The sequence below is a fragment of the Kribbella sp. ALI-6-A genome, assembly GCF_001984195.1.
GTDB lineage: Bacteria > Actinomycetota > Actinomycetes > Propionibacteriales > Kribbellaceae > Kribbella.
Map to the genome: position 1 here is coordinate 1,704,853 of NZ_MTQN01000012.1, position 24,210 is coordinate 1,729,062.

Annotated in this window: 24 protein-coding genes; 12 read left to right on the plus strand and 12 right to left on the minus strand. The window is 69.7% G+C overall.

All coding sequences use genetic code 11. The features are described from left to right. Nucleotides 1-152 precede the first annotated feature (152 nt). Nucleotides 153-1,445, plus strand: a complete 1,293-nt coding sequence (locus BWI15_RS34630; RefSeq protein WP_077018702.1) for an adenylosuccinate synthase — start codon at nucleotides 153-155, stop codon at nucleotides 1,443-1,445. Between the two features lie 50 nt (nucleotides 1,446-1,495). Here BWI15_RS34630 and BWI15_RS34635 read toward each other — a convergent pair whose 3' ends face one another. Continuing rightward, nucleotides 1,496-3,541, minus strand: coding sequence for a serine/threonine-protein kinase (locus BWI15_RS34635; protein ID WP_077018703.1), 2,046 nt, complete (start codon nucleotides 3,539-3,541; stop codon nucleotides 1,496-1,498). A 129-nt stretch (nucleotides 3,542-3,670) separates the two neighbouring features. Between BWI15_RS34635 and BWI15_RS34640 the strand changes: the two genes are divergently transcribed. Further along, complete coding sequence (locus BWI15_RS34640) at nucleotides 3,671-3,991, plus strand: DUF1330 domain-containing protein (protein WP_077018704.1); 321 nt, start codon at nucleotides 3,671-3,673, stop codon at nucleotides 3,989-3,991. Nucleotides 3,992-4,036: 45 nt separating this feature from the next. Here the strand turns inward: BWI15_RS34640 and BWI15_RS34645 are convergent, their stop codons facing one another. Beyond that, nucleotides 4,037-5,500: a sialate O-acetylesterase gene (locus tag BWI15_RS34645; protein ID WP_077018705.1), complete on the minus strand. Its 1,464-nt coding sequence runs from the start codon at nucleotides 5,498-5,500 to the stop codon at nucleotides 4,037-4,039. Between the two features lie 837 nt (nucleotides 5,501-6,337). Between BWI15_RS34645 and BWI15_RS34650 the strand changes: the two genes are divergently transcribed. Further along, a complete protein-coding gene (locus BWI15_RS34650) occupies nucleotides 6,338-6,931 on the plus strand; it encodes a DJ-1/PfpI family protein (protein WP_077018706.1) in 594 nt (197 codons plus the stop codon). Here the strand turns inward: BWI15_RS34650 and BWI15_RS34655 are convergent, their stop codons facing one another. Then, nucleotides 6,932-8,074 (minus strand): SAM-dependent methyltransferase, encoded by a 1,143-nt coding sequence (locus BWI15_RS34655; RefSeq protein ID WP_077018707.1) that lies wholly within the window; start codon nucleotides 8,072-8,074, stop codon nucleotides 6,932-6,934. A gap of 51 nt (nucleotides 8,075-8,125) precedes the next feature. Next, the gene (locus BWI15_RS34660) at nucleotides 8,126-8,692 is read right to left on the minus strand and encodes a TetR family transcriptional regulator (protein WP_077018708.1); all 567 of its coding nucleotides are present in this window, start codon (nucleotides 8,690-8,692) and stop codon (nucleotides 8,126-8,128) included. 98 nt (nucleotides 8,693-8,790) lie between these two features. On the opposite strand from BWI15_RS34660, the gene BWI15_RS34665 reads away from it, so the two are divergent. Both BWI15_RS34665 and BWI15_RS34670 read left to right on the plus strand, forming a co-directional pair. Beyond that, on the plus strand, nucleotides 8,791-9,654 hold the full coding sequence (locus tag BWI15_RS34665) for an SDR family NAD(P)-dependent oxidoreductase (RefSeq protein WP_077018709.1): 864 nt from the start codon (nucleotides 8,791-8,793) through the stop codon (nucleotides 9,652-9,654). 62 nt (nucleotides 9,655-9,716) lie between these two features. Beyond that, nucleotides 9,717-10,277 carry a DUF4232 domain-containing protein gene (locus BWI15_RS34670; protein WP_202817792.1) on the plus strand — a complete coding sequence of 187 codons (561 nt, stop codon included), beginning with the start codon at nucleotides 9,717-9,719 and terminating at the stop codon, nucleotides 10,275-10,277. Here the strand turns inward: BWI15_RS34670 and BWI15_RS34675 are convergent. Then, on the minus strand, nucleotides 10,274-10,978 hold the full coding sequence (locus BWI15_RS34675) for an SDR family oxidoreductase (protein ID WP_077018710.1): 705 nt from the start codon (nucleotides 10,976-10,978) through the stop codon (nucleotides 10,274-10,276). The two genes, BWI15_RS34670 and BWI15_RS34675, sit on opposite strands and share 4 nt — an antisense overlap. 94 nt (nucleotides 10,979-11,072) lie before the next feature. Between BWI15_RS34675 and BWI15_RS34680 the strand changes: the two genes are divergently transcribed. Continuing rightward, nucleotides 11,073-11,663, plus strand: coding sequence for a TetR/AcrR family transcriptional regulator (locus tag BWI15_RS34680; RefSeq protein WP_077018711.1), 591 nt, complete (start codon nucleotides 11,073-11,075; stop codon nucleotides 11,661-11,663). On the opposite strand, the gene BWI15_RS39640 is transcribed toward BWI15_RS34680, so the two are convergent. Next, entirely contained in the window at nucleotides 11,660-11,809 is a 150-nt protein-coding gene (locus tag BWI15_RS39640; protein ID WP_168197418.1) for a hypothetical protein, read from the minus strand. The two genes, BWI15_RS34680 and BWI15_RS39640, sit on opposite strands and share 4 nt — an antisense overlap. A 272-nt stretch (nucleotides 11,810-12,081) precedes the next feature. Between BWI15_RS39640 and BWI15_RS34685 the strand changes: the two genes are divergently transcribed. After that, complete coding sequence (locus tag BWI15_RS34685; RefSeq protein WP_077018712.1) at nucleotides 12,082-13,299, plus strand: alginate lyase family protein; 1,218 nt, start codon at nucleotides 12,082-12,084, stop codon at nucleotides 13,297-13,299. Between the two features lie 537 nt (nucleotides 13,300-13,836). On the opposite strand, the gene BWI15_RS34695 is transcribed toward BWI15_RS34685, so the two are convergent. Further along, nucleotides 13,837-14,664, minus strand: a complete 828-nt coding sequence (locus BWI15_RS34695; protein WP_077018713.1) for a siderophore-interacting protein — start codon at nucleotides 14,662-14,664, stop codon at nucleotides 13,837-13,839. A gap of 121 nt (nucleotides 14,665-14,785) precedes the next feature. Here BWI15_RS34695 and BWI15_RS34700 point away from each other — a divergent pair, with 121 nt between their 5' ends. Genes BWI15_RS34700 through BWI15_RS34710 form a run of 3 tightly spaced genes read left to right on the plus strand, consistent with a single transcriptional unit; the run spans nucleotide 14,786 to nucleotide 17,844 of the window. Then, nucleotides 14,786-15,859 (plus strand): FecCD family ABC transporter permease, encoded by a 1,074-nt coding sequence (locus tag BWI15_RS34700; RefSeq protein WP_077018714.1) that lies wholly within the window; start codon nucleotides 14,786-14,788, stop codon nucleotides 15,857-15,859. Beyond that, nucleotides 15,859-16,920, plus strand: a complete 1,062-nt coding sequence (locus tag BWI15_RS34705; RefSeq protein WP_077018715.1) for a FecCD family ABC transporter permease — start codon at nucleotides 15,859-15,861, stop codon at nucleotides 16,918-16,920. Before BWI15_RS34700 ends, BWI15_RS34705 begins: the two co-directional genes overlap by 1 nt. A gap of 3 nt (nucleotides 16,921-16,923) precedes the next feature. Next, nucleotides 16,924-17,844, plus strand: a complete 921-nt coding sequence (locus tag BWI15_RS34710) for an ABC transporter ATP-binding protein (protein WP_077018716.1) — start codon at nucleotides 16,924-16,926, stop codon at nucleotides 17,842-17,844. Between the two features lie 40 nt (nucleotides 17,845-17,884). On the opposite strand, the gene BWI15_RS34715 is transcribed toward BWI15_RS34710, so the two are convergent. The 3 genes from BWI15_RS34715 to BWI15_RS34725 all read right to left on the minus strand — a co-directional run bounded on the left by BWI15_RS34715 (nucleotide 17,885) and on the right by BWI15_RS34725 (nucleotide 19,985). Beyond that, complete coding sequence (locus BWI15_RS34715; protein WP_083751169.1) at nucleotides 17,885-18,508, minus strand: hypothetical protein; 624 nt, start codon at nucleotides 18,506-18,508, stop codon at nucleotides 17,885-17,887. Nucleotides 18,509-18,614: 106 nt separating this feature from the next. Then, nucleotides 18,615-18,986, minus strand: coding sequence for an FKBP-type peptidyl-prolyl cis-trans isomerase (locus BWI15_RS34720; protein ID WP_077018717.1), 372 nt, complete (start codon nucleotides 18,984-18,986; stop codon nucleotides 18,615-18,617). 129 nt (nucleotides 18,987-19,115) lie between these two features. Beyond that, nucleotides 19,116-19,985, minus strand: coding sequence for an alpha/beta fold hydrolase (locus tag BWI15_RS34725; protein WP_077018718.1), 870 nt, complete (start codon nucleotides 19,983-19,985; stop codon nucleotides 19,116-19,118). A gap of 75 nt (nucleotides 19,986-20,060) precedes the next feature. On the opposite strand from BWI15_RS34725, the gene BWI15_RS34730 reads away from it, so the two are divergent. Next, nucleotides 20,061-20,771, plus strand: a complete 711-nt coding sequence (locus BWI15_RS34730) for a hypothetical protein (protein WP_077018719.1) — start codon at nucleotides 20,061-20,063, stop codon at nucleotides 20,769-20,771. A gap of 45 nt (nucleotides 20,772-20,816) precedes the next feature. Then, the gene (locus tag BWI15_RS34735; RefSeq protein WP_077018720.1) at nucleotides 20,817-23,096 is read left to right on the plus strand and encodes an SNF2-related protein; all 2,280 of its coding nucleotides are present in this window, start codon (nucleotides 20,817-20,819) and stop codon (nucleotides 23,094-23,096) included. On the opposite strand, the gene BWI15_RS34740 is transcribed toward BWI15_RS34735, so the two are convergent. Then, nucleotides 23,093-23,515: a hypothetical protein gene (locus BWI15_RS34740; RefSeq protein ID WP_077018721.1), complete on the minus strand. Its 423-nt coding sequence runs from the start codon at nucleotides 23,513-23,515 to the stop codon at nucleotides 23,093-23,095. The genes BWI15_RS34735 and BWI15_RS34740 overlap by 4 nt on opposite strands. Before the next feature lie 18 nt (nucleotides 23,516-23,533). Next, nucleotides 23,534-24,067 carry a DNA/RNA non-specific endonuclease gene (locus tag BWI15_RS38545; RefSeq protein ID WP_168197419.1) on the minus strand — a complete coding sequence of 178 codons (534 nt, stop codon included), beginning with the start codon at nucleotides 24,065-24,067 and terminating at the stop codon, nucleotides 23,534-23,536. Between the last annotated feature and the right edge of the window lie 143 nt (nucleotides 24,068-24,210).

Genomic DNA, 24,210 nt, shown 5'->3' on the forward strand with positions numbered 1-24,210 from the left:
GCGGCCCCCGGGTCCGGTAGGCTTCGGTCGTAAGAGCCTGGAACGCACGCCGGATGAATGTTCGGTGAACGCGTCCGGGCTTCACCGTTTCCAGCGGCCGGCCACGCAAGGCGAACAGGCCTTCGGCCGACGCGTTGAAGAGGAGGGCTGAGATGCCCGCAATCGTGCTCGTCGGCGCCCAGTGGGGCGATGAGGGCAAAGGCAAGGCAACCGATCTGCTCGGCAACACCGGGACCGCGATCGACTACGTGGTGAAGTTCAACGGCGGCAACAACGCCGGCCACACGGTCGTGATCGGCAGCGAGAAGTACGCGCTGCACCTGCTGCCGAGCGGGATCCTGACGCCGGGGGTCACCCCGGTGATCGGCAACGGCGTGGTGGTCGACCTGAGCGTGCTGTTCGAGGAGCTGGACGCGCTGCAGGCCCGCGGCGTCGACACCAGCCGGCTCGTGGTCAGCGCGAACGCGCACGTCATCCCGCCGTACAACCGGACCCTGGACAAGGTGGCCGAGCGGTTCCTCGGCAGCCGCAAGATCGGCACCACCGGGCGCGGCATCGGCCCGACGTACGCCGACAAGATGAACCGGATCGGCATCCGGATCCAGGACCTGTACGACGAGAAGATCCTCGAGCAGAAGGTCACCGGCGCGCTGGAGCAGAAGAACCAGCTGCTGGTGAAGATCTACAACCGCCGGGCGGTGGAGATCTCCGAGGTGGTCGACGAGCTGCTCGGCTACGCCGACCGCCTGCGCCCGATGGTCGCCGACACGAGTCTGCTGCTCGGCAAGGCACTCGACGCCGGCAAGACCGTGCTGATGGAGGCCGGCCAGGCGACGCTGCTCGACGTCGACCACGGCACCTACCCGTTCGTCACGTCGTCGAACGCGATCTCGGCCGGCGCCTGCACCGGAGCCGGGATCCCGCCGACCCGGATCGACCGGGTGATGGCGGTCGTCAAGGCCTACACGACCCGGGTCGGCGAAGGGCCGTTCCCGACCGAGCTGCTCGACGCGGACGGCGAATGGCTGCGCCAGCAGGGCTTCGAGTTCGGTACGACGACCGGCCGGCCGCGGCGCTGTGGCTGGTACGACGCGGTGATCGCGCGGTACGCGGCCCGGGTCAACGGCGTCACCGACTTCGTGCTCACCAAGCTGGACACGCTGACCGGGCGGGAGAAGATCCCGGTCTGCGTCGCCTACGACGTGAACGGTGTCCGGCACGACGAGATGCCGATGACGCAGACCGACTTCCACCACGCGACGCCGGTCTACGAGGAGCTGGACGGCTGGGACGAGGACATCACCGGCTGCCGCAGCTTCGACGACCTGCCGAAGAACGCGCAGACCTACGTCCGCACGGTCGAGGCGATGAGTGGCGCGCCGATCTCGGCCGTCGGTGTCGGCCCGGAGCGCTCGCAGATCCTGATCCTGGACAACCGGATCTGATCGGAGCCGGCCGGCGCACCGCAGTCAGGTGCGCCGGCCGCAGCGTTCGGTCAGCGGCCGACGAACGGCAGATCGCGGATCACCGGCAGCTCCCGCACGTCGCCGAGCGTAGGGCTGGAGAAGTCGGGCAGCCGGAAGGTGTCGGCGAGCGGAGCCCAGTTCGTGCCGGCGGTGAAGCCCCGGTACGCGAGCATCGCGGTGACCACCAGCAAGGCGATGGACGCCAGCGCGCTCAGCCAGGCCGGCCGGAACACCGTCCGGAGCCCGGCCCGCGCACCCCGCCGCAGCGAGGAACCACCCGGACCACCCCATGCGGTCAGCAGCCCGATGACTGCGCCGACCGCCGTGCTCACCGGCGCCAGCGGTACCCAGTCGAAGCCCATCGCCACCGCCACGATCAGCGTGGTGATCCCACCGACGGTGAAGCCGACGATGACCGGCAGCAGCGCGGCAGGCAGCGACACCAGCGTCGCGCTGGTCAGATGCACCGGGCTGGCGGCAACCGCCACGAACCCGTCCGACTTCCCGCGATAGCCACGGGCTTCCCGCCGCCGCAGCAACGCCGTACTGGACTTGTCGACCATGCGGGCAAGGACAGTCAGGGCTCCGGCGACCAGCATGCCCAGGACCGGCAGTACGGCGATCAGCGCGGCCAGAGCGAGTAGCAGGGCGAAGAGCAGGCCGCCACGGGATGCGGGTGGCAGCGGCGGACCGGACGGGCGCTTCTCGATCGCCTTGTCGTACTGCGGTTTCGCCGGCACCGGGTAGTTGGACGCGGGTGGCTGGGGAGCGTAGATCGGTCCGGTCGGCGGTGCGTAGTTCGGCCCAGTTGCTGGTCCGCCCAGACCAGCGGGCGCCGGCTGGTACGGCAGCGGCATCGCCGGTGGAGCAGCGGCTCCGGGGACCGGGCTGTACGTGGCCGGATGCACCGGTACGGCGGACGCCTTCGCCGCGAGCCGGGCGGCCTTCTGCTCGGCGGCGACGTCCCGCAGCTTGTCGCGGAGCGGCGCGAACGCCGAGAGCGGCGGAATCACCGGTGGCACGAGCTGGGCGACCTCAGCCGGGTCGGGGTCGCCCGGAGCGTCGTCACCCGGCATCACCCGAGTCCCGTCGGGCATTACGCGCGTGCCGCCGTCCGGCATCAGCCGCGTCCCGGCGACAGTCGGCGCGTCCTCCGCCGCGACCTGTGCCATCACGGCGGTCGGCGGGTGCAGCTGGACGGTCTCCTTCGCGGTCAGCACCTCGGCGGGCGGAACCAGCGCGTCCCGGCCCTCGGCGTACCGGTTGAGGCCGGTCATGATCTCGAGCTGCGTCGGCCGGTCCCGCCGGTCCGGCGACAGCGCTGCGGCGAGCAACGGCTTCAGCCGCGGGTCCAGGCCCTCCAGGTCGGCCTGACCGCTGTGGACCCGGCTCAGCACGACCTCGAACGGTCCCTTGCCGAACGGCCGGCGTCCGGTCGCGGCGTACGCCACCGTCGCCGCCCAGCCCCACCAGTCCGCCGACTCGGACACCATCTCGCCCTCGATGAGCTCCGGAGCCAGGTAGCCCGGCGTACCGATCACCAGACCGGTCTGGGTCAGCCGCAGGTCGTCGGCGGCCTGGGCGATGCCGAAGTCGATCATCACCGGCTTGCCGTTGAACATCATCACGTTGCCCGGCTTGAGATCGCGGTGGATCACTCCGGCCGCGTGGATCGCCTGCAGCGACTCGGCCAGACAGCCGGCCAGCGGCAGCCAGCGCTGCGGCGTCAGCGGGCCGCGGTCGTCCACCTGCTCGTCCAGCGGACGCCCCGGGACGAAGCGCGTCACCAGGTACGGCCGGTCACCGCGCAGGTCGTGGTCGAGGATGCCGGCCACACCGGGGTGGTCGATCCGGCGCAGCGTCGTCGCCTCGCGCTCCAGCCGGGCCCGGGCGGTCGGGTCGTGCGCCACGTGCGGGCGCAGCACCTTGAGCGCCACCTCACGCCGTTCCGGCCCTTCGGCCAGGTAGACGACGCCCATGCCGCCCTGCCCGAGCCGCCGGATCAGCCGGTACGGCCCGATCCGTTCCTCCGCCTCCACCGGCTTGTCCACCGGCAGGCCCCCTGTACCCGACATGCCATCTACCGTACGTCGGCACCAGCCCACCCCCCCCGGCTCCGGCGGCATGACCCCGGACGTAATCGTCGCCGTACAGCTTCCCGGCCAGGCTGGTCCCACCAGCACAGATCACCGGGAGGGACCGAGATGACGCACTACGCGATCGCCAACCTGAGCAACGTCCGGATGGGCGCCGAGATCGTCGAGTACCTGGAGCGGATCGACGCCACGCTCGCGCCGTACGACGGCCACTTCATCGTGCACGGGAACCAGCCGGAGCACCTGGAGGGCGAGTGGCCGGGCACGCTGATCGTGATCGAGTTCCCCAGCTACGAGCAGGCCCGCGGCTGGTACGACTCCCCGGCGTACCAGGAGATCCTGCCGCTGCGGACCGGCAACTCCGACGGTGTGACGATGCTCATCGAGGGAGTGGACCGCGACCACGTCGCCACGGACGTGCTCGGTTAGGACGCGGCCGGTGCCTCGGGGCGGTGGGCGCCGGCCGCGTCCTGGTCAGGTGACGGGCAGCTTGAAGGCGAGCAGGCCCGCTCCGGTCGCGTTGGTGATCCAGGGGCCCGCGCCCAGGTGGCCCTGGTAGGTCAGGCCGGTCACAGCCGTGGCCGGGCCCGAGAGCGTCAGCACGAGCTTGCCGCCGGGCTGGTAGGCCACCGACGTCACTGAGACGGCTCCGCCCTCCACCACGAAGTCGGCGTGAGCACCGGCGTCCACGGTCAGCGGATCGGTCGACCGAAGCTGTACGACGAGCTGCGATCCGCCGGCGGTCACAGCCGACGGGTTCGGCGGCGCGACACCAGCGGACGGGCCGCCGTACAGGTCTCTGCCCAGTACGGCGAACGCATGGTCGCCCATCTCCCGATAGCCACCGAGGTACGCGTAGTGGCAGCCGTCGTGGCCGGACAGCCCGTTGGTGGACAGCAGCGTCACGCCGGCCGTGTCGCCGAGCTGCCGCTGGGCCTCGCGGAGGTTCATGTTGGTCGTCGTACCGCAGGGGGAGGTGCGCACCTGGTACACGTAGTACCGGCTGGCCGTGCCGAAGTCGGAGCGCCAGTCCTGCAGCAGCTCGCTGAACCCGGCGACGTGCACCGCGGCGTTGTCGTTGTCGGACTCGCCCTGGTACCAGAGGACTCCCCTGACGTTGCCCAGCACGCCGGCCGCCTGCAGGCGTTGCCGGAGCCGGCCGTAGTTCGAGCCGAGGTCGTTAGGTGCGGCGTCGTTGCGCTGGAAGAAGCTGATCGGCTGACCGCCGTGCGCGCCGTTGAACAGCGCCACCGGCACCTTGTACGTGTCCACGAGCTTGCGGCCCATCCGGATCGCCCACTGGCCGACCGAGCCGGACTGGTTGGTCACGTCACCGGTCGCGTAGTGCCAGACCCGGTCCGCACCGGAGATGGTGCCGTCAGACGTCGGCGTACCGAAGCTGCGCAGGTACGGCGACTCCTCCGCGTTCGCGGCGCCGCTGTACTTGGCCGCCTCCGCGTTGGACTGGCCCTGGACGACCAGCACGTCACCGGCGACCACGCCGTCGCGCCGGGCGACCACCCGGTCGATGCCAGGCCCCGTGGCTCGCAGCTCGAAGCTGTACTCGTGCAGCCCCGCCGTGACCCGCGGGGTGAAGCGGAACGACTTGGAGGACGAGGAGAACGTCTCGGTCCGCCCGTTGCCCGTCACCCGCAGCTGCACTCGCCGTACGCCGGGATCGGTGACCGTGCCCGCCACCGGTACGACGGCGCCGTTCCGGCTGTCGCGGGGGATCAGCTGCCGGTCCTGCGGCGACTCCGTCACGCTGACCAACGCCGTCCGCACGTACGCCGTCAGCCGGCGCTGGGAGTAGCGGCTCGCGTTGTTGGCGAAGGTCCAGTCCGGCTGGCCGGCGTTGTTCGTGCCGATGCCGAGCGACAGCGTGCCGTTGGCGGACTCGGTGAACGTGTTGATCGCGAACACCTGCTTGGCTGCCATGCTCGACGGCCGGTCCGCGCCGATCTGACCGACCTGGAAACGAGCCGTAGCCCAGCGGTGAGGTCGGGTTGTCGTCCACGTCGAAGGTGATCGGCGACGCGTTGGCCACTTGGGTGCTGGCGCTCTCCTGGTACTGGTTCGGCCACATCTCCAGGTAGCCGGTCTGGCCGCTGCCGGTGGTCACGCCCGGCACATTGGACCGGACCTCCAGGTCGCCGACTCGCTGCCGGACGAGCTCACCAGGGCGCGTCGGCAGGCCGATCCGGGTAGCGGTCGCGGTGAACGGCTCCATCGCCGCCCAGACCCACTGCGGTCCGTCCGGCCCGTTCAGCTCGACGCAGTAGCCGACCCGGTCGAAGTTGGAGCCGACCTCACCGGTCCGGTTCAGGCTGTACGGCGGGGTCTGGTTCAGGAAGCTACCGCGCTCCGGCAGGTCGAGCTGGAGCACAGGGATGAAGCCTGCCGCCGCACTGTCGCAAGCCGTCGCGGCTGCAGCGGCAGAGGCGCCGTGCACGGCCGACGCCGGGGTCATCACTGCGTTGAGCGAGACACCGGCGGCCAGCACCGTGGTGGCGACGGCGATGAGCGAACCGGCGTGGGGACGGCGTACCAGGGCGCGGGCGGGCGCGGAACGAGGCATGGGCGGACCTCCGGTGGCGGGATGTCTCCACCATGGGTAGCGGACCGATCACTGTTGGTGCGAGCGCCTTGCGCCCAGCGGTCCTTCTCCTGCGCCCAGTGGCGGTCCGGGCCTGCTGCACCGAGCTGGCCAGATCCTGTCGAAGACCGGCCGCCGGACAGCTGGCCGCGGCTGCCGCCGCCCGTTGGGATGGAGCCATGCGGATCGAGATGCTGGTGTTCGACGGTGTGGACGAGATGGACGTGATGGGCCCGTTCGAGGTGTGGAGCCACGCGGCGGCGCGCACGGACGAGCTGGAGCTCGCACTGGTCGGGCTGGACGGCCCGGTCGAGGTCACTGGGATGCACGGGCTGCAGTTCCGCGCACCGGTCGGTCTGGGGACGCCGAACGCCCTCTTCGTGCCGGGCGGTGGCTGGCTCAACCGGGCCGAGCGCGGCTCATGGGCCGAGGCTCAGCGCGGGGTGCTCCCGGCACGGCTCGCTGAGCTGGCCCCGCAGCTCGACTGGATCGGCTCGGTCTGCACCGGCTCGATGTTGCTGGGCGAGGCCGGGCTGGTGAAGGGCCGGCCGGCCACCACGAACCGCAACGCCTGGGAGGAGTTCACGGCGTACGGGCCGGAGCTGAAGAAGAACCGGGTCGTCGACGACGGCACGCTGGTCACCGCCGGAGGCATCACGGCGGGCATCGACCTGGCCCTGCGGATCGTCGAGCGCGACCTGTCGCACGAGCTGGCCGACCGGATCGCCGCCTCGATGGAGTACACCCGCGACCGCGATCTGTACGTCAGCTGATCACCGCCGCCGCAGCAGTACGCCGCGGCTGCCGCGTTTGCGCAGGTAGGCCCGGCCGCTGACGACCGGCTCGAACCGCGGCGCGGCCAGCTCGACCTGCTCCTCGACACTCCAGCCCGACGGCCAGGACTGCGCTGCGAGCTTCACCGGCTCCATCGCCACGAACAACCGATCCGTCGGGAACCGGTCCAGCAATGCCAGGTCCTGCGCGTAGTACAGCAACTCGATCAGCAGGTACGCCGAGCCGGTGAGCCGCCGAGTGGTCGTCAGGTCCTCGTAGCTGTGCGGGTGCACGCGCAGGTTGCCGGGCGCAGTCACGGTCAGCGCGCGGAGGCGCTCCAGGAAGGCCGGGTTCGGCTCGGTCGCGTCGACCGAGTAGCCCTCGGCCAGCAGCCGCCGGGTCAGCGCACCCTCGCAGGCGCCCACCTCGATCACCCGCCCGGCCGCCGGGTCCAGGTGCGACCGCACCCAGTCCAGCACCGCGTCCAGCCGATCCACCTCGTACGGCGACGTCGCGAACTCCCACGGGTCGGACACCGTCGCGGCGTGCTCGCCCCTGCCGCCCATCACGGCGTACAGGCGGGCCCGCTCGTCCGGAGTCGACCCGAAGAATCGCTCGACCGAGTGGACCCTCGAGGTGAGCAGCGCGTCGTCGTCCTGCTCGTCCAGTCCCAGCAGCGCGGTGCCGTGCGTGTTGACGAAGTCGAGCTTGCTCTCGATCAGCGACGGGCTCAGTCGCTCGTCGATGTCGGTGATCCACTGGAACCAGTGCGCGTCGCCCACCGCGTGCAGCACCGGAGCACGGCGTACGAGGTCGGCCAGCTCGAGACCCCAGCGGCCACGGCGTTCGCGACGGTCGGCCGGGTTGTGGGTCCAGACAGTCGCCTCGACGTCACCGGTCTCCAGGGCGATCGCGTCGGCGGCGGTGCCGGGGGAGAACGGCTTGGCGCCGTCGGAGGAGCCGGCGAGCAGATCGGCAAGGGGAGCCAGTCGGCCGGCCAGGGGAACATCGACCGGCAGCTTGAGATAGGCGCCGCGATCGGCGACGAGCAGGTGGACCTCGCGACCACGGGCCGGGTCGAGCACGGACAGGAAATCGACGACTACATCTTCCGGACGGAGTACCGCGACGACATCGATCACCGAGCCATTTTACGCAAGATCTCTGCGAAATTCCTGTCGGAGCGTGTCGGCTCAGTCCCGCAGTAAGGCCGCGACAGCCTCGGTGACGACCTTGCGCCGGTCGGCCGACGACTTCTGCTCGACGAGGGCGTCGTACTCCGGCGTCATGCTCGCCCACAACGCGGCTTGGTGGATGACCAGGCTGAGCAGCACGATCGGCTCGTACTTGGTGGGGAGCAAGCCTTCGCGCTGGGCCTGCGCGATCGCCTCGGTCTTGTGCCGGTTGCTCTCGATGATCTTGTCCAGTGGCGCGTTGGTGCCGGCGCGCTCCAGCCGGTACCAGGTCGCGAGTCGCTGGATCTCCGGGTGCTGCTCGTAGCCGTCGAACAGGCGGCCGGCGTACTCGGGCAGGTCGGTCGGGTCGATCGGGGTCGCGCTCACCGTGTGGTCGACGATCTCGCTGAAAACCGCGTCGAACAGGCCGTCCTTGCTGCCGAAGTAGTGGTAGATCTGCGCCTTGTTCGAGCCGGACTCGGCGGCGATCCGGTCCACCCGGGCGCCGGCGATGCCGTACGCACTGAACTCCTTGCGGGCTGCCTGCAGCAGTCGCTTCCTGGTTGCCTCAGCGTCTCCGGCCATGTCCCCAGACTACCTTACTAACCAGATAGTTGACGGCGATGATTCTGCGTGCTTCACTTCAACTAACTAGTCAGTCAGGAACGAAAAGAGGCAGCACGATGAAGCAGCAGGTCCTTCTCGTCACCGGCAGTTCGCGCGGTCTGGGCCGCGAGATCGCGCAGGCCGCACTGGCCACCGGACACCAGGTGGTCGCCACCGCCCGCCGGCCCGAGCAGCTCTCCGACCTGGTCACCCAGTACGGCGACCAGGTGCGCGCGGTCGCGCTGGATGTCACCGACTTCGCCGCCGCGCAGGCTGCCGTGCGGGAGGCGGTGGAGGCGTTCGGACGGCTGGACGTGGTGGTGAACAACGCGGGCTACGCCAACTTCGTGGCGTTCGAGGACATCCCGCTGGACGACTTCCGCGAGCAGGTCGAGACGAACCTGTTCGGCGTGGTCAACGTGACCCGCGCGGCACTGCCGGTCTTCCGCTCGCAGGGCGCCGGGTACTTCGTCCAGGTGTCGTCGGTCGGAGGACGCTCGGTCGCACCCGGGCTGTCGGCGTACCAGGCGGCGAAGTGGGCGGTCGGCGGATTCTCGGGCGTGCTGGCGCGCGAGCTCAATCCGCTGGGCATCAAGGTGACCGTGCTCGAGCCGGGTGGTATGAGCACGGACTGGGCCGGATCGTCGATGAAGATCTACCCGATCAGCGAGGCGTACGAGCAGTCGATCGGCCGGCTGCGGGACTACATGACCGGCGGGATCGCCGGCAGTGACCCGGCGAAGGTCGCGCAGGTCGTGCTGCAACTGGCCGACAGTGACGAGGTGCCCGAGCGGTTGCTGCTCGGCAGCGACGCGCTGATCGTCGCCGAGGACTACGAGCGGCAGCGTGCGGAGGAGGGCGCCCGGTGGATCGGAACGAGCCGCTCGACCGACGCCGACGAGACCAGCCCGGCTGAGCTCGACCCGCTCGCTCATCTCTGATCGACCCAGGGTCGCCGCTGTCGCGGCGGCCCGGGAACCCGGGACGGCGTAGGTTCGCGAGCGTGAGGCTCTGTGTGCTGCTGATCGTTGTGCTGGTCGCCGGGTGTGGAACCGAGGTGGCGAGCCGCGGCGCGCCGCCTCCCGCGACCCCGGTGCCGACCGGCGAAGCGACCGGAGGACCAATTCCGACTCCGCCGCCGAAGGTGTGCCCCGCGTCCGGAGCGCAGGTCACGGTCGGCCCGGTCGAGGCCGCGCTCGGGCACCGCGCGGTCGTGCTGACCGTGACGAACTGCCGGCCGGCGACGCTCACGCTCGACGGGTATCCGGAGGTCGCCGTCCTGGACTACTGGCGCAAGCCGCTCGGTACGACGGTCGCGCACGACTCGTCGTACATGGCGATCGATCCGGGGCCGAAGCCGGTCCGGCTGCGCAAGGGCCAGACCGCGCTGGCGGTTGTTGCCTGGAGCAACACCGTGGCGGACGGCGCCGATCCGCAGACCGGGCAGTTCCTGAAGGTCGCGGCGCGCACGGGCGAAAGCCAGGCCGTCTGGCCGGTGGTGACCGATCTCGGCACCACCGGCAAGCTCGAGCTGACGGCCTGGGCGCGGGAACTGAGGAACTAGCCCTTGAGCTGGGCGTACACGTCGGTCAGGTCGGCCGAGGCGGCCTGCTTGGCGCCGCGGGCGGTGTCGTCGGCGAGCACCTCGTGGGCGCCGCTCTCCACGCCGTCGAGCGCGGCCTTGGCGATGTCGGCCGGGTTCTCCTTCGGGGCGGTGACCGCGCTGGTCATGTCGGTGTCGACGTAGCCCATGTGCAGGCCGGTCACGCCGATGCCCTTGCCGAGCAGTTCGAGTCGCAGTGCGTTGGTCTGCGACAGGAACGCGGCCTTCGTCGCGGCGTACGCGCCGTGGTAGGCGACCCAGGACAGCGCGGACAGCATGTTCAGGATGTGGCCGCCCCCGTTGCGCTCGATCGCTGGGACGAAGGCGCGGGTCACGGCCAGCGGGCCGAAGAAGTTGACCTCCATCAGCTGCCGCAGGTCGTCCAGCGGCGTGTCCAGGTAGGAGTTGCCGGGGATGTCCCAGCCGGCGTTGTTGACCAGCACGGTGACGTCGGGCGCGGCCTTGACCAGCGCGTCGATCGAGGCCTGGTCGGTGACCTCGAGCGGCACCGGGACGACGCGCGGGTCGGTGCTCGGCTCGGGCGTGCGGGCGGTGGCGTAGATCTTGGCGGCGCCGCGGCCGAGCAGGTCGTCGACGACCGCCTTGCCGATTCCGCGGTTGCCACCGGTGACGAGGACGACGGCGCCGTGCAGTGAAGTCATGGGAAGCTCCGGTCGAAGAGGGGAAACTGATCTGTTTCGCTTCAAGATATACCGATCGGTTTCCATTCCCAAAACGAGCCGGTACGCTCGACGTATGAAGAGCCAGGCGACATCCCGCGAGCGGCTGCTGGAGGCTGCGAGCGAACTGTTCTACCGCGACGGCGTGAGCATCGGCGTGGACGCACTCTGCAAGGCCGCCGGGGTGTCGAAGAAGTCGATGTACCAGCTGTTCCGGTCCAAGGACGAGGTGATCGCGGAGAGCCTGGCCGCCCGGGGGCCGTACTACAACGCCCTGCTGCTGCCCAGCCCCGACGACGAGCGTCCGCCGCGCGACCGGATCCTCGCCGTCTTCGAGCGCCAGGACGAGCTGGCCGCGAGCGACGACTACTACGGCTGCCCGTTTGTTGCCACCGCCATCGAGCTCAAGAACCCCGAGCACCCCGGCAGCGTCGTCGCCCGCCACTTCAAGCAGGCGCTGACCGACTTCTTCCGCGCCGAACTGATCCGCGGCGGCGCCGACGACCCTGACACCGCGGCCATCCAGCTCACGATGGTTTTCGATGGCGCCAGCTCCCGCAGCGTCGTCCGGTCCCAGCCGCTGCGCGGTGTCGGCGTACAGATGGCCTCGCTCGTCCTCGAGACGGCCGGCCTGCGCGCCCACGACCTGGCCGGCCACGCCCGCTAGCGCGGTCCGTTCCACGCCTTCGCCGCCGTCGCGCGATTAGTTGCCGACGGCACCAATCTCGTACGGACGGCGTGCGCCGTGGCGTAGCAGAAGACGCCGTCCCGCTGCCCGGCCGCGAGCCAGCCGTTGGTCCGCGGCATCGCCATGTGCGGCGCGGCGTACGCGGTGCTGGTGACGGAGGGTAGTGCCGGGACGGCCCGAGCGGCGGTCCCGAGGGTGCGGAACTGGCGTCATCTCATGGGACAAGACCTCACTTCGTTCCAGGCAGTGGGACAAACCAGACTTTTGTTCCACAGTGAAGTTTCTTCGGCTTTGCATATTGACGGGTTCACCCTGCGTCGTCAAACTTCCGAAAAGACCCTGCGGTATTGGGGGAATCGCAGTGTCCTACCGCCCCCGCAGAACAGGACATCCGCCCATGCGCAAGAAGCCGATCCTGCTGGCCGCGGCCTGTGCCGCTCTGGTCGCAGGCACTCTCAGCAGTCCAGCCGTCGCGGCGCCGAAAGCCGAGCCCGCCGCGAACCAGACGCCGTCCGCCGTCCTGGCGCCCGGCACGTTCACCCACCCCGGTGTGGGGGTCAGCAGGCCGCAGCTCGACTTCGTCCGGGCCAAGGTGCAGGCCGGCGCCCAGCCGTGGACGAACGCCTTCAACCAGGCGAAGAACAGCGCGTACGCCTCGCTGACCCGGACCGCGAAACCGCGCGCGGTGGTCGAGTGCGGCTCGTACTCGAACCCGAACTACGGCTGCACCGACGAGCGCGAGGACGCCATCGCGGCGTACACCGACGCTTTGATCTGGTACATCACCCGTGACGATCGTTATGCCCAGAAGGCGATCCAGCTGATGGACGCGTGGTCGGCGACGATCCGCGACCACACCAACAGCAACGCACCCTTGCAGACCGCGTGGGCCGCGTCGTCGTGGCCGAAGGCGGCCGAGATCATCAAGCACGCCTACGGCAACTGGCCCAACCAGGCCCGGTTCGGCACGATGCTGCGCAACGTCTACCTGCCCGAGATCATCAACGGCTCCAACTCCAACGGGAACTGGGAGCTGAGCATGACCGAGGCGATCCAGGGCATCGGGGTGTTCCTGGACGACAAGGCCGTGTACGACAAGGCGATCTCGCTGTTCCGGGTCCGGACGCCCGCGTTCGTCTACCTGGAGTCCGACGGCCCGCTGCCGCGGACCAAGCCGAGCCAGAACCTCGACACCCGCGAGAAGATCGTCAACTACTGGCAGGGCCAGAGCACCTTCGTCACCGGCCTGACTCAGGAGACCTGCCGCGACTTCGTACACACCGGCTACGGCATCTCGGCGATCTCGCACGTGATGGAGACCTCCTACATCCAGGGCGAGAACCTCTATCCCGAGTTCGGTGAGCGGCTGCGCCAGGCGCTCGGATTCCACTCCCGCTGGGAGCGCAACCTGGAGCCGGTCCCGTCCTGGCTGTGCAACGGCACGCTGAAGCGCGGCCTCGGCCCGATCACCGAGGTCGGCTACAACGGCCTCCACACCCGCCTGGGCATCGCGATGACCAACACCCAGGCCCTCACCGAGTCCCGCCGCCCGGCCGGCTCCAACAACCTCTTCGTCGCCTGGGAAACCCTCACCCACGCGGAGAACCCGAGCTAGTCGGTCGGCGTCGTGCCCCGGAGGCCACTTGCTCTCCGGGGCACGACACTTGCCGTACGACGCACGAACCGCGAAGATTCACCGCATGTCCGACCACCGAAAGGGCGATGCCGCGTAGGTCGCCCGGCGCGCTTCGCGCCCAGCATGTTCCGAAGCGGGGCGTCCGCTTCTCCACCGTCGCCGGAGTCACTTCCGCGACCAATGCCGCCATTCGTTCGTGGGAACACCGAAAAGCATGGCCCGGCCTCGTCGCCGGGGCGCTTGGCGACTGTCGGCACTTCCTCGGGCAACCGGGCCGATGGCTGTACCTACCGCTGAACGACTGCCCATGCTGTGACCCGGTGGAGAGGCGTGACCAACTCCAGTGGGCGCTGAGCGGTCTACCGCCTCGTGCCCGACGAGAGCTGGGGCGAGTTGTCGCAGCGCTGGACGAGGAGTTCGAGCGTCGGACTCTTCCGGATCCGCACTCCCCACCTGGCCGCGGCCTGTACGGCGGTGCGTGGTGGCATCACCGGCTGGCCGAACTCACGTGACTGCTCAGACCTGGGCTTCGCCGCGCTTCCAGTAGCCCTGGAAGGAGATGCACTGCTTGGACAGGCCGGCGCTGTCGACCAGGTGGCGGCGGACGGTTTTGATCATGCTCGACTCGCCCGCCACCCAGGCGTAGTCGGCGTCGTACGGGAGAGTCGCGGATTTGAGGGCTTCGGGCAACGACTTCGGGCCGTCGCCGGCCGGGGTGATCCAGGTCAGGTCGACGGTGCCGGCGGTCGGCAGCGCGCGGATGTCGCGCGGGTCGGGGACCTGGACGAAGACCGTCGCGTGCACCGTGGCGGGCAGCTCCTCGAGGATCGCCGCGAGGGCGGGCAGGGCGGTCTCGTCGGCGACCAGGATCCGCTTCCGGCTGGTGGCCGGCGGCACGTAGTCGACGCCGGACTGGAGCAGGCCCTTGGTGCTCGTGGTGTCCACCTCGAACGGCACGATCAGCCCGATCTCGTCGCCGATCTCGGCCGCGCTCACCCAGGCGGAAGCCGGTCCGTTCACGCCGTGCAGCACGAACTCGACGTCCAGTTCGGCGACCTCGGGCCGGACCGCGCGGATCGTGTACGTGCGCATCACGAACCGCTCGTCCTCCGGCGTCGCGCACCACTCGGCGTACCAGTCCGGGCCGCTGGGCAGCGTGAGCTCGCTGCCGTTCGGCGGGCTCAGCAGCACCTTGATCCGCTGGTCCGGTCCGGCCGGTACGACGTCCGCGAGGCGCGGTGCGACGAACGTCACCCGGCGCAGGTGCGGGCTGAGATCCTCGATCGCCGCCACCGTCACGCGCACGGAGTCGAATGTGATGGGCCGCTCGAGCACTGTGGTCATCGCAGGGTCTCCGCAGGGAAAGTAGTGACAAAGCAGGGGTCCCCAGGTGCGTCCCGGGGGCGAGCGGGCTATTCTGAGGCGTCTAGAGGTAAGCCTTACCTAAGAGGATCCCAAAAGTCCAATGCCCTCGCCGCCTGCCGCCGTCACCAGGCCGGCCACCACCAGCCCGAACGCCGGACCGCGGCGCTCGCCGGCCCGCCGGACCACCCTGGTCGCCGGGCTGCTGGCGGCTGTCGCGCTCCTGCTGGTGGTCTGCCTGCTCAGCATCGCCGTCGGGTCGAAACAGATCCCGCTCGGCACGGTGCTCGACGCCCTGCGCCACTACGACGAGACGAACACCGACCACGTGATTGTCCACTCCCTGCGGGTGCCGAGAACACTGATCGGTTTGCTGGTCGGCGCGGCGCTCGGACTGTCCGGCGCGCTGATGCAGGGCGTCACCCGCAACCCGCTGGCCGACCCCGGCATCCTCGGCGTGAACGGCGGCGCCGCGCTCTTCGTTGTCGGCGGCATCTACTGGTTCGGGCTGACCAGCCTGACGGCGTACGTCTGGCTGGCCTTCGCCGGCGCGGCCGCCGCCTCGGTCGCGGTCTACACGCTCGGATCGCTCGGCCGGGAGGGCGCGACCCCGGTCAAGCTCGCGCTGGCCGGCGCCGCGATGACCGCGATGCTCGGTTCGCTGACCACCGCGCTGCTGATCGGCGACGTGGACACCTTCGACCAGTTCCGGTTCTGGTCGGTCGGCTCGCTGGCCGGCCGTGGCTCGGACATCGCCGAGCAGGTCGCACCGTTCATCCTGGTCGGGATCGTGCTCGCGCTGGTCTCCGGCCGCCTGCTGAACGCTCTGTCGCTCGGCGACGACGTGGCCCGCTCGCTCGGTCAGCGGGTCGGCCTGACCCGGGTGTTCACCGCCGTCACCGTCGTCCTGCTCTGCGGCGCGGCCACTGCCGCAGCCGGTCCGATCGGTTTCATCGGCCTCACGATCCCGCACGTCGCCCGCCTGATCACCGGCCCGGACTACCGCTGGATCTTGCCGTACTCGATGCTGCTGGCCCCGATCCTGCTGCTCGGCTCCGACGTGCTCGGCCGCGTCGTCGCCCAGCCCGGTGAGCTGCAGGTCGGCATCGTCACGGCCGTGATCGGTGCGCCGTTCTTCATCGCGCTGGTCCGCCGCCGGAAGCTGGCCGATCTGTGATGACCCAGCTCACCGACCGTACGCCGGACCTGACGCCCGCCCAGGTGATCACCCGGGCCCGCACGGTCCGCCACGCGCGCAACGTCGTCGTCACGGCCGTGGTCGCCGTCCTGGTGTTCGTCGCGTTCTGCGTCTCGCTGTCGCTCGGCGACTTCAAGATCCCGGTCGTCGACGTGGTCAAGACGTTGTTCGGCCAGGGCGACAAGGCGACCGAGTTCATCGTGAACCGGCTTCGCCTGCCGCGGGCGCTGACCGCGCTGCTGGTCGGTGCCGCGCTCGGCATGTCCGGCGCGATCTTCCAGAGCATCGCCCGCAACCCGCTGGCCAGCCCGGACATCATCGGCGTCACGTACGGCGCGAGCGCGTTCGCGGTGTTCGCGATCGTCACGCTCGGGCTGACCGGTCCGGCCGTTGCCGGGATGGCGATCGCCGGCGCGCTGCTGACCGCGTTCACGATGTACGTACTGGCCTGGCGCCGCGGCGTGTCCAGCTACCGGCTGATCCTGGTCGGCATCGGGATCGGCGCGATCGCCACCAGCCTCACGTCGTACCTGCTGACCAAGGCCCGGGTCGAGGTCGCGCAGCAGGCGCTGATCTGGCTGACCGGCAGCCTGAACGGACGGGACTGGTCGCACGTCCGCACGGTGGCGATCACGCTCGTGGTGCTGGCGCCGTTCGTGGTGGTGCTGGTGCACCGGCTGCGGATCCTGCAGCTCGGCGACGAGACGGCGTACGGGCTGGGGCTGCGGGTCGAGGGCTCGCGGCTCGGACTGATCGTGATCGCGGTCCTGATGGCCGCGGTCGCGACGGCGGCGGCCGGGCCGATCGGGTTCGTCGCCTTCGTGGCGCCGCCGATCGCGCGCCGGCTGACCCGGTCGCCCGGTCCGGCGATGATCGCGTCGGCGTTGATCGGCGCGCTGGTGGTGGCGCTGTCGGACCTGATCGCGCAGCACGCCTTCGGCGACACCCAACTGCCGGTCGGTGTGGTCACCGGTGTGGTCGGCGCGCCGTACCTGATGTTCCTGCTGGCCCGGTCGAACCGGGTCGGGAGTGGTGGCTGAGAGATGGAGAACTCTGTGGAGCACAGTCTTGCGGCCGAGCAGCTCGCGGTCGGCTACGACCAGCGCGAGATCATCCACGACCTGTCGGTGCGCATCCCGACCGGCAAGATCACGGTGATCGTCGGGGCCAACGCGTGCGGCAAATCCACGCTGCTGAAGACGCTGGCCCGGCTGCTGAAGCCGTCGAAGGGCGCCGTGCTGCTGGACGGCAAGAGCATCCAGCAGGTGTCGACGCGGGAGGTCGCGACCAAGCTCGGTCTGCTGCCGCAGTCGCCGACGGCGCCGGAGGGCATCACCGTCGCCGACCTGGTCGGGCGCGGACGGTACCCGCACCAGGGCTGGATCCGGCAGTGGACCAAGGCCGACGACGAGGCGGTCGCCGCCGCGATGATCTCGACCGACGTACTGGAGATCGCCGACCGGCCGATCGACGAGCTGTCCGGCGGTCAGCGCCAGCGGGTCTGGATCGCGATGGCGCTGGCCCAGGAGACCAACATCCTGCTGCTCGACGAGCCGACCACGTTCCTCGACCTGACCCACCAGTTCGAGGTGCTCGACCTGCTGGTCGACCTGAACAAGCGCGACGACCGGACCATCGTCCTGGTCCTGCACGACCTGAACCAGGCCTGCCGCTTCGCCGACCACCTGATCGCGATGAAGGACGGCGACATCGTCTGCGAGGGCGATCCCCGCGAGGTGATCACCGAGCAGATCGTCGAGAACGTCTTCGGCCTGGCGGTGAAGATCGTGCCCGACCCGGTCGCCGGCTCGCCGATGGTCGTCCCGATCGGCCGCCACACCACCCGCGAGCCCACCCCGTCCGCGGTACAGGACACCGTCCCCGGCGCCGCCCCGAACCCGGCCGCAAGGGCGCTGGCCGCCAGCGCTCTGGCCAGCAACGTCTGCCGGCCGACCAACCGCTGACCCGCTGGTCACGTGGGTGGTGGACCCAGACGTTGCCTGGTTAACCGTCCAAATGTTGGTGGCGGGTCCGGAAGACGATCAACCCTGCCACCAGAGCACCCAGCGTGCCGAGCGCCAGATCGCCGAGCGTGTCGGTGTACGCCGTCTGCAGCTCGTTGGAGTGGCGGATGAACGCGTAGTACTCGCCGACCTCCCACACCACCGCGGCCGTGGCGCCGAAGCCGAGGGCCACGAAGGCGGTCAGGCCGCGGGACAGCGGACGCGGCGCGAACGCGAGCAGGACGCCGGCGGTGAGGAATCCCCACAGCACGAAGTGCATCGCGTCGTCCCACCAGCTGACCGTGTCGAACAGGTTCAGCCGGTTGCCGACCAGGTCGATCAGCCAGGGCAGCGTCATCAGCAGGTCGGCGGTCCACGGGAACGCCCGGTGCAGCTTGGACCGGGTCCGCCCGTAGGCCCACCACCACAACGGCAGCACCATCGCGCCGATTGGGTAGACGACCAGCCGTGCGGTCGAGGCCTTGCCCTTGATGCCGCTCAGGTCCGGCCAGATCATGGCCGTCAGCAACAGCACGAACAGGGCCGCCTTGGCCGCCAGGGCGGCGTACCGGGTCCAGCCGGCGGTCCGGGTCACCGGATCAGAGGTGGCAACCATCGTCGTCATGCCTTCCAGTCAAACCTGTCCGGGCCGCTGGGCGGATGAGTACGACTACGCAAAAGGCCCCCGGCTGCGTCGATTGTGACGCACCCGGGGGCCGGAGAGCAGGAGGTCAGCTGACGCTGATCAGGTCGACCACGAAGATCAGGGTCTCGCCGGGCTTGATCGCGCCACCCGCGCCCCGGTCACCGTAGGCCAGGTGCGGCGGAATGACCAGCTTGCGGCGGCCGCCCACCTTCATGCCCTGGACGCCGGTGTCCCAGCCCTGGATGACCTGGCCGACGCCGAGCTGGAAGGCAAGCGGCGCGCCCCGGTTGTACGACGCGTCGAACTCCTCGCCGGTGGAGTGGGCCACGCCCACGTAGTGCACGTTCACCCGCGAACCGGCCTTGGCCTCGGCGCCGTCGCCCTCGGTGATGTCGGTGATCTCCAGATCCGCCGGCGGCGGGCCGTCCGGAAATTCGATCTCAGGCTTCTCAGTCATACCCACCAGCTAACCAGATCGGCGGACGTGCACCACCCACCAACCCGGTCCGAACGCGTTCCGCAGGCTGTCGTCACGCCTGACCGACCGGGCGCGGAGGTGGTTGGTGGGTGGTGCACGTCCGGGTTCTCAGGCGTCCAGGACCTCGCGCAGCTTGCCGGCGAACTCCTCCGGCTTGCCCGGCATGCCGTACTCGTCGCCCAGGAAGCCACCGTGGTTGCTCGGGAAGACGACCGGCGTCAGCCCGAGCCGCTCCGCGATCGCCTCGCCACCACGCCGCGCCAGCTGCCGGCTGGACTCCTCACCGACGGCGATCACCAGCCGGTCGGTGGACTTGGCGAGCGCGTCCACGTCCGGCTGGTACGACGTACAGCCGCGCAGGTTCTGCCCGAGCAGCGCGTCGTCGCGGTTGCCGTCGTCCTCGGTCGGCAGGCCGAACATCGCCGGGTCGGGTGCCGGTTGGCTCGTGCAATCGGCCGGGATCTCCCCGTCGTACTGGGTGATCGCGATGAACTTCGCCATCGCCGGGCCCATCCCGTCGCGCTGGTAGGTCTGGTAGATGTCCTCGCACGCGGCCAGCGCGTATTCGGCGTCCGGGACGAGCCCGGCCAGCGGGGGCTCGTGCGCGACGACCCGCCGGACCAGCTCGGGGCGGCGCGCGACCAGGGCCAGCGCGTTGACCGCGCCGCCGCTGCTCGCGAACACGTCGACCGGACCGGCCTCGAGCGTCTCGATCAGCGCCGCGAGGTCGTCGGCGTGCTGCTCGGGCGAGAGCTCACCGCTCCCGTCGGTGCGCTTGCTGCGCTCGACACCACGCGGGTCGTAGGTGACGACCGTACGGTCGGTGAAGTACGACGCCAGCGTGGGGAACCCGCTCGCGCCCATCGGCGAACCGATCAGCAGCAGCACCGGCTGGGTACGGTCCGCGAGGTCGCCGCGGACGTCGTAGGTCAGGACGGCCCCGGGGACGTCGAGAGTGTGGGTGACGAGATCCGGCATGTGAACTCCTCGATTCGGACTTTTCTGGACCCTAATCCCGGCCGGGGTTCCTGAACAGGACTACTGTCGGTGGTCATGCGGAGGAAGCTGGCGATCCTGCTCGCGACGCTCGTCCTCGTCTGCGGTGCTCGGCCCGCGGCCGCGGTGCCGACCGAGAACTACGGTCAGTACTCGCTGATGTTCGAGCGCTCCGCCGGTCAGTACTGGGCCGGCGGTACCGCGGCCGGGCAGTGGGTCTGGACGCCTTTGAGCAAGACCACCTCGGACATCTCGTGGGGTGACCCGAAGGCCTGGCCGCCGAAGTCGGCCGAGCGGTTCGTGCGCGAAGGCGACTGGGTCCTGCTCGACGGCTTCAACGACGGCGCCGGTCGCCCGCTCACCCAGGTCCAGCGCGTCACCTCCGAGAAGATCGGCGACGCGACCTGCGCGGGGATGCAGCCGCTGCCCTCCACCGGTGGGCGCCAGCACTACGTGAAATGGACGATTCCCAGCGCGGGCTACTGCCTCGACGCCACCGGCACCATCAAGCCGCTCGACGGCGCCACCGCGGTGAACTTCCGCCACCTGCAGAAGTGGCTGCCGCCGCACCCGTGCTCCAACCCGACGTTCGCCAACCAGACCTGCATCACCCAGATCGAGCAGTGGTGGGACGACAACAAGCACCCGTACTCGCTCCAGCTCTCCCGCTCGATCGAGCTGGCCCGCGGGCTCGGCATGGCCTTCACCAACCGCACCACCGTCCCGCTCATCTGGAACGCCGACGGCAAGTCCTACTGGCACTACTGACCCCACCCGTTGAACGCGCAGCGTGACGGGCGGCAGACTGGCTCGGTGAGCGATCAGGGGGAGTCGCCGGACGCGGACCGGATGCGGTCGAGTGTCGGCAAGCCGGCGCGCGACCTGATCCGCCGGATCGACGAGCTCCGGACGCGGGCCGAGGCGCTGGTCGGCAAGCCCGAGGCGCTGCGGGAGCAGGCCCGCGAGCAGCTCGCCGTACTGACCCGGCGGCAGATCGGCAGCGAACTGGAGAACCTGCCGGTCACCGCCTTGCAGGAGGTGATGGGCAAGCGGGTCAGCACGCTGGAGCAGGCCGGCTACCGGACCATCGGGCGGCTGGCCGGAGTGTCGACCGCCGAACTCGTCGCGCTGCCCGGGATCGGGCCGAAGACCGCCGAGAAGATCACCGAAGCGGTCCGGGCCGTCGTGGCCGACGTCGCGAAGTCGGCACGCTTCAGGTTCCAGCCGGACCGGCCTGACGACGAGCAGCGGAACCTGCTGGCGACGCTGACCGCGATCCGGCGGGCGGACCGGGCCGCCACCCAACTGATCGGGCCCGTGCGGGAGCTGACGGGCATCACTCATGAGTGGCTGGCCGCCGCTGCTCCCGCTCGGCGCCGGCTGTCGATGTGGTTCTCGGGACGGGACAAGAAGCAGGCGGCGCTGCTGGCGCTGAGCCGGCTCGAGACGATCGACAAGCATCCCCGGACCGGCTGGCTCGCGGGCGAGATCACCCGGCACGAGCAGGCGGTCGCGCTCACCGGCTACACCGACGAGCAGCTCTGGCGCGAGTATGCCGACGACGCCGCGGCGGTGAACGCGACCTTGTCGACGGTCGGCGGAGTCGAGGTCGAGGTCGAGGCGGCGCAGGGATTCATCCCCGAGGAGCTGCGGCAGCGGATCACCGCAATACCGCTGGACCTGTCGCTGATCAAGTCGACGCTGCGCGGGTATCAGGTCTTCGGCGCGCAGTACCTGATCCACCAGGAGCGGTCGATCCTCGGCGACGAGATGGGACTCGGCAAGACGATCCAGGCCCTCGCCGCCGCGGCGCATCTCGCGGCCCGCGGGCAGCAGCGGTTCCTCGTGGTCTGCCCGGCCAGCGTCCAGATGAACTGGCTCAACGAGATCTCCAAGCACACCCGGCTGGAAGCCCACAACCTGCACGGCGCGCACCGCGAGGGTGCCGCGCGACGGTGGCTGCGCGACGGCGGGGTCGCGGTGACGACGTTCGGGACTCTGGGCAGCCTCGAGGTGCTGAAGGGCCACGACCAGGCGCTGCTGATCGTCGACGAGGCGCACTACGTCAAGAACCCGAAGGCCCGTCGGACCCAGGTCGTCGCCGCGGCGGTGGCGGCGGCGCAGCGGGTGGTGTTCCTGACCGGTACGCCGATGGAAAACCGGGTCGAGGAGTTCCGCAACCTCGTCGAGCAGCTGCAACCGGCGACCGCAAGGGGGCTCAAGGCAACGAATGCCGTTGCCGGAGCCAAGCAATTCCGCCGCGCCGTTGCACCGGTCTACCTACGGCGCAACCAGGAGGACGTGCTCACCGAGCTGCCGGACAAGATCGAGATCGACGACTGGGTGCTGCCGAGTCCGGCCGACCAGACGGCGTACGTCGCGGCGGTCCGTTCCGGCAACCTGATGAAGATGCGCCAGGCCGCGTTCGAGGCCCAGGACTCGGCCAAGCTGGAACGAATCGGCGAGATCATCGAGGAGGCCCGGGAGGACGGCCGCAAGGTGATCGTCTTCTCCTTCTTCCTGGGCGTGCTGGACCGGATCCAGCAAACGATCTGCCCCGCAGCCGGCTCGATCCGCGGCGCGGTCCGCCCCGCCGAACGCCAACGCCTGGTCGACGAGTTCACCGCCGCCCGCGACCACGCCGTCCTGCTCTGCCAGATCGAAGCCGGCGGCGTCGGCCTGAATATGCAAGCAGCCTCGGTCGTCATCCTCGCCGAGCCCCACTGGAAGCCGAGCGCCGAAGAACAGGCGATCGCCAGAGCCCACCGCATGGGCCAGATCCGCACGGTCCAGGTCCACCGCGTCCTCGCGAAGGACAGCGTCGACGAACGCATCCGCGAGGTCCAGGAACACAAACGCCTGCTCTTCGACGAGTACGCCCGCAAGAGCGACGCGAAGGACCTGGACCGCCGGGCCGTAGATCCCCTACAGCAACCATCCCGCATCCAGGACGAAGTCCCCCGCCCGCAGGACAAACCCCGCCCCCGCGCCCTGGACGACGAAAACCTCCCCACCGAACAACGAATAGTCCTGGCCGAACAACACCGCCTCGGCATCGCCGCGGAGACAATTCGTCACCAGGACAAGAACTAGCCCCGAGCCCACGGCGGGTAGAACTTCTCCGCACGGGGGAACTCACGAAGGTCGGCAAGCAACGACTCGTGGTCGACCTCGAAGTCGAAGCTGGGTTTCGAGTCGTAGTCGAAGGCTGCCGAGAACTTCCCGTCCCGGTCGACCTCGATGCTCGCACTGAACCAGGCACCCCGATCGCCATTGCTCTCTGCCATCTGACGACGCAGCCCTTCGACTCCGTCGAGCACCTCTTCCTCCGCATCGTCGTCATCGATGTAGTAGCTCTCGACCGCGCCGGATTCGAGCGTGGCATGAGCGACAAAAGCCGTCACCGAACTGATCGTGTTGATCCGAATGCGCAGCGACTCCCACCCCTCCGGCGCCGCCGCCCGGAACGCTTCGGCGATCCCCTCGATGCGCGCCGCGTCTTCTGTCTCCATGAATTCATCCTCCACCTGTCAGTTCTTGAAGCGCTGAACCTGCCAGTCGCCTCCGTCAACGCGGTACCGAACCCGGAACGACGACGGCCGCAGACTATCCGTGGGGTACCGCAGCGCGATGCTCACCTCGACCACCTTCGGCGGGTCGTCGGTGGCCGCTGCCGCCCACCTCTTCTCGAGGGCGTACCAGTTGGCGCTGTCCAACGCGCTCGGCCGGTTCTGAGCGCGCAGCTGGGCCACCAGGTTGATCGCCTCACTCGGTCCCATGAACCGATTTGCGATGAGGTGACCACCATCGTCCTCGGACCGCCGGTCGGTCCCACCCGCCTGGCGCTGGCGGTACGACGATCGATCTTTGGCGCCGATCGCCAGCTTGCCCTCGACGAGCACTACCCGGCTCTTGTCGTCAGTGGTGAACTCGTAGCGTTCGTCGACCAGGTACTTCGAGTTCGGGGCCGGCCGGTCCAGATCCTGGTTCCAGGCTCCCTTCGTACCCGACTGTCGCCGCAACGGCAGCGCGGCGGGCGTTCCCTCGCGTGCCCCGCCCACCATCTGGGTTGCCCACTCCCGGGCCCGGATTGGTGCGAGTGCGGCGAAGTGAGCTGCTTGTTCGCATGCCCTCGCCGCCCCATCCAGGTGAGCCGCAGCCTGCTGTGCTGCTGGATTTCCCGACGAGATGCCGGCCACCAACGCGG